This is a genomic window from Kitasatospora sp. NPDC056531 (assembly GCF_042794375.1).
Lineage (GTDB): Bacteria > Actinomycetota > Actinomycetes > Streptomycetales > Streptomycetaceae > Kitasatospora.
The window spans coordinates 4,379-8,505 of the sequence record NZ_JBHTTU010000165.1 but is presented as its reverse complement, the minus strand read 5'-3'; the positions used below and the strand labels follow the sequence as shown (position 1 = coordinate 8,505).

Annotated in this window: 2 protein-coding genes; both read left to right on the top strand. The window is 75.6% G+C overall.

Annotated elements, in window-relative coordinates; all coding sequences use genetic code 11:
- Nucleotides 1-132: 132 nt before the first annotated feature.
- Nucleotides 133-2,862, top strand: coding sequence for an ATP-binding protein (locus ACFQ87_RS42975; protein WP_380616438.1), 2,730 nt, complete (start codon nt 133-135; stop codon nt 2,860-2,862).
- A gap of 103 nt (nt 2,863-2,965) precedes the next feature.
- A complete protein-coding gene (locus ACFQ87_RS42970; RefSeq protein ID WP_380616437.1) occupies nt 2,966-4,069 on the top strand; it encodes an NADH:flavin oxidoreductase/NADH oxidase in 1,104 nt (367 codons plus the stop codon).
- The last annotated feature ends 58 nt before the right edge of the window (nt 4,070-4,127 follow it).

Genomic DNA, 4,127 nt, shown 5'->3' with positions numbered 1-4,127 from the left:
GGCCAACGGTTTTCCGGGGTCCTCCTGCGGTTCGCAGGTGCTTTGTCAAGCCCGTACCGGGAGCCGGCCGATCGGCAGTAGCCTCGGCCCTCTCTGCAACGACGGTCCTGGCGGGGCGAATTGGAGGCGGCGGTGGTCGAGGGGAAGGCCGGGGGCGGCATCGGGGGCGAGGAGCTGGCGCTGCACGAGCGCGAGGCGGAGATCCGCTCGGCCGCACGGGCGATCGAGGCGCTCACCCGGCCCACCGACACCGGGGTCGGGGAGCTGCTGCTCTACACCGGCGCGGCCGGGCTGGGGAAGACCGCGGTGCTGACCGAGGTGCGGCGGGCGGCGAAGCGCGCGGGCTGCACGGTGCTGTTCGCCCGGGGCGGGCAGCGGCAGTGCCACGAGCCGTTCCACGTGGTGCGCCAGCTGGTGCGGCCGCTGCTGTCGGCCCTGTCCGACGACGAGCGGGCGCGGGTCTTCGGGCCGTGGGAGGACATCGTGGGCCCGGCGGCGGGACTGCGGCCGCCGGCCGGGCAGCTCGATCCGCAGGGGGTGCGGGACGGACTGGACTTCGTCCTCACCCGCCTGGTGCAGCTGCGCTCGCCGGTGGCGGTGCTCGTCGACGACCTGCACTGGGCCGACCCGGAGTCGCTCGGCTGGCTGGCGGGCATCGCGGTCCGCGCCCGGGAGCTGCCGGCGCTGCTGGTGCTCGCCTGCCGCGACGAGTTCCCCGACGACGCCCTGGCGCTGCAGCGCGCTCTCGCCGACCGGGCCGACCGCAGGCACGAACTGCGCCCGCTCCAGCCCGCCTCGGTCGCGCACCTGGTCCGCGCGGCCCTGGGCGCGCAGGCCGAGGACGCCTTCTGCCGCCACGTCTGGGCGGTCACCGCCGGGAACCCGTACGAAACCGCCGCCCTGCTGCGCGAGGTGGCCGACCAGCGGCTCGACCCGGTCGAGGAGAGTACCGGGCAGCTACGCGAACTCGCGGCCACGGCACGGGGGATGACGCTGCGGCACTGGCTGGACCGGCTCGGTCCGACCGCGCTGCGCTTCGCCTGGGCGGCGTCGGTGCTGGACACCGACATCCGGCCCGACCTCGCCGCCGCCATCTGCGCCCAGGGCCCGGAGACCGCCGCCCAGTCCATCCGGGAGCTGCGCCGGCACCAGGTGCTGACCGGCACACCGTCGGGCCGGCTGGAGTTCGTCCACCCCCTGGTCGCCACCTCGGTCTACCAGTCGATGAATCCCGCCGCCCGGACCGGGATGCACGGAGTGGCCGCGGTCGAGGTCGAGAACGCCGGCCTCGGCCTGCTCGCGGCGTCCCGGCACCTGCTGGAGATCCTGCCCGAAGGGGACGGCGAGATCGTCGACAAGCTGCGCCGGGCGGCCCGCGAGCACCTGGCCATCGGCGCGCCCGAAGCGGCGCAGCGCTGCCTGCGCCGTGCCATCAGCGAGCCGCCCGCCGATGAGGACCGGGCCGAGGTGCTCTACGAGCTGGGCTGCTCGGCGTTGCTCACCGATCCGGCGACCACGGTCAACCAGCTGCGTCAGGCGCTCGCCGACCCGTACGGGCTGGGCCCCGAGCTGCGGGTGGACGCGGTCTTCCGGCTCGCCCAGGCGCTTGCCCACGGCAACCGGCTCGGTGAGGCGGCCGCGCTGTGTGCCGAGGAGGCGTCGCGCACCCGGCCCGGGCCGGGGCGGCTTCGGCTGGAGGTCGCCCACTTCATGTTCGCCGCGTTCCGGTTCGAGGACGAGGACGGCCCGGGCCGCTCCCGGCGGCTCGCGGAGTTCGCCCGGATGCTGGGCACGGTCGGCCTGGCCTTCGCCGACACCGTCGAGGACGGGGCGGCCCCGGGTGAGGCCGTGTTCGAGCACGACGGCCTGGCTCACGCGGTGGCCGTGCTGCGTTGTTGGGACCTCACGCTGCGCGGCGTCGACCGCGCGGAGGCGATCGCGCTGGCGGAGTCCGCGCTGCCGGGCGGGCGGCTGCCGCGTGCTCTGGGCTGGACCAACACCACGTGGGGCTTCGAGCTGCCCGGGGTCCTGGGCATCAGTTATCTGTACGCCGACCGGGTCGACCGGGCGGAGGAGCTGTTCACCGAGGCGGTGCGCGCCTACGAGGTGGCCGGGTGGAGCGGCGGCCATCTCGGCTTCGCCTACTTGCTGACCGGCATGCTCCGGTTCCGCTGCGGCGCTCTCGTCGAGGCGGAGGACTACCTGTGCCGGGCGCTGCGCATCGCCGAGCGGATCGGCCCGGGCACCCCGCTGCACTGGGACGCGGTCGGGGCGCTGGCCGAGACCCTGGCGGCGCGCGGCCGGCTGGAGGAGGCCCTGGAGCTGGCGCGCGAGCACGCCTTCGGGCCGCCGTACCCGACGGTGATGGTGCTGCCGGACGCCCGCACACTGTACGGCCGTCTGCTGCTGGCCGGGGGCGACGCGTCGGGCGCGGCCGAGGCGCTGGCCGCCGCGGGCGCGGCCTTGGACGCGCGCGGGTGGCGCAACACGGTGTGGGCGCCGTGGCTGGGGCACCTGGCCCGCGCGGTGGCCGTCGACCAGCCGGAGCGGGCCCGTGGCCTCGCCGAGGAGGCGGTCCGCCGGGCCCGGGAGTCCGGGACGGACTCGGCCATCGGCAGCGCTCTGCGGCTCGGCGCCGCGGTGCACGGGCGGGCGCGCGCGGCCGAGCTGCTGGCGGAGGCGGTCCGGCACCTGGAGCGTTCGCCCGCCCGCTACGAGCACGCGCTCGCCCTGGTCGACCTGGGGGAGGCGCTGGGCGCGGGCCCGGCCGCCCGGGCCGCGCTCACCCGGGGTCTGGAGCTGGCCGCCCAGTGCGGCGCCGACGGCCTGGCCGCCCGGGCCCGGGGTCTCCTGCACTCTTGAAATTTATCGTCGTGCGCAACTATTGTTGTATCTAGAAGTTGCACCTGCAATCAAAATCGGGGCCCTGCCCGCTCCGGCGCCGCCGACCCCACCGGGAGATCCGATGAGCACCAACCTCTTCAGCTCGTACACCCTGCGGGAACTGACCATCCCCAACCGGGTCTGGATGCCGCCGATGTGCCAGTACAGCGCCGCGCCGACCGGCGAGGCCGCCGGGGTCCCGAACGACTGGCACTTCACCCACCTCGCGGCGCGAGCCGCCGGCGGCACCGGGCTGATCATCGTCGAGGCCACCGCGGTCAGCCCCGAGGGGCGCATCAGCCCGTACGACCTCGGCCTCTGGAACGACACCCAGGCCGAGGCCTTCCGGCGGATCACCTCCTTCCTCAAGGAGCAGGGCGCCGTCCCCGCCGTCCAGCTCGGCCACGCCGGGCGCAAGGCCTCCACCGAGCGGACCTGGGTGGACCGCGGACGCGCCCTCACCCCGGACGAGGAGCACGGCTGGCGGCCGCTCGCCCCCAGCGCCGCCGCCTTCTCCCCCGAGCACAGCACCCCGGACGAGCTGACGGTGGATCAGATCCACGGGATCGTGCGGAAGTTCGCCGACGCCGCCCGGCGCGCGCTCGACGCGGGCTTCCAGGTCATCGAGCTCCACGGCGCCCACGGCTACCTGATCCACCAGTTCCTCTCCCCGCAGAGCAACCACCGCACCGACGCCTACGGCGGCTCCTTCGAGGGCCGCATCCGCTTCGCCCTGGAGGTCGTCGACGCGGTGCGCGCGGTGTGGCCCGAGGAGCTGCCGCTGTTCTTCCGCGTCTCCGCGACCGACTGGCTCACCGAGAACCCGCAGGACGGCCGCGAGGGCTGGACCTCGCAGGACACCGTCCGCCTCGCCAAGGAGCTCCAGGCGCACGGCGTGGACCTGCTGGACGTCTCCACCGGCGGCCTCGTCCCCGACGCCCTGATCGAGGCCGCGCCCGGCTTCCAGGTGCCCTTCGCCGAGGCGGTGCGCGGCGAGGCCGGCCTGCCGGTCGCCACCGTCGGCCTGATCACCGACCCCGCCCAGGCCCAGGACATCCTCGCCTCCGGCCGCGCCGACGCCGTCCTGATCGGCCGCGCTCTGCTGCGCGACCCCTTCTGGGCCCGCCACGCCGCCGCCGAGCTGGGCGGCGAGGTCCACTCCCCCGTCCAGTACCACCGCGCCTGACGGCACCCGTACGACGGCCGCGGGGGGGGGAGGGAGGGGGGGGGGGGGGGAGCTGGGG

Excerpts from the sequence above, each read along its gene's own strand:
- ACFQ87_RS42970 (WP_380616437.1), top strand. The coding sequence starts at position 2,966 with ATGAGCACCAACCTCTTCAGCTCGTACACCCTGCGGGAACTGACCATC.